Origin of the sequence: Selenomonas sp. oral taxon 892 str. F0426 (assembly GCF_000468035.1) — a bacterium.
Classification (GTDB): domain Bacteria; phylum Bacillota; class Negativicutes; order Selenomonadales; family Selenomonadaceae; genus Centipeda.
Window position 1 is genome coordinate 1 of sequence record NZ_KI260550.1, and the last position, 669, is coordinate 669.

Sequence of the window (669 nt, forward strand, 5' to 3'; positions counted from 1 at the left end):
GGAGGTGTTGCCCCATGAGTGACCGACTTCTCCCCTATGAAACCATTGTAAAGGCACATGAGGGCGACCCCCATAGCAATAGAATGGTTCTGTTCATCAGTTACCATATGATACGATCCTTTCTCGTTTTTTTCAGCCAATCCAAGAGGAATTGACGGAATGTACGCGCCGCTTCGGTGAGGATGACGGTCTTGTTCTGTATGAGGCATACCTCCTGCCCCATATCTTTTCCGTCGCCAAGTTCTCGCATGACAATGTCTGGCTGTCTGTTCATGACGGCTGCGTAGTCGTAGCCGAGATTGATCGCAGGATTATGACGCAGCAGATCAACAATGAGGGATTCATCGGCAGTTTCGGCTAGAATCTCGATTTTGAGACCTGGCAGGAGGATGTGTTTGTCGATATTGTGACGGAAACAGTGATAGGCGCGTCCTTTACTGATGATCATTTGCCCGTCGAGATCTGTGTAGGTGATACGGCTCTTTTCTGCCAAGGGATGATGCGCAGAGAGACGAGCACAGTAGCGGGAGAAAAAGAGTACGTCCCCTTGAAAGCGTGTCTGATCAAAAGGGGCGGTGACAATGGAAAAATGAGATCGCTTTGTTAGAAGTCCCTCCATTGCATCGTCGTCTGTTGTATCGACAATGCTCAGAATAATGCTCGGATGAG

Annotated in this window: 1 protein-coding gene; it reads right to left on the minus strand. The window is 49.0% G+C overall.

Annotated elements, in window-relative coordinates:
* Positions 1-100: 100 nt before the first annotated feature.
* On the minus strand, positions 101-669 hold a 569-nt coding region (locus HMPREF1992_RS10895; protein WP_021685973.1), incomplete at its 5' end, for a LysR family transcriptional regulator substrate-binding protein.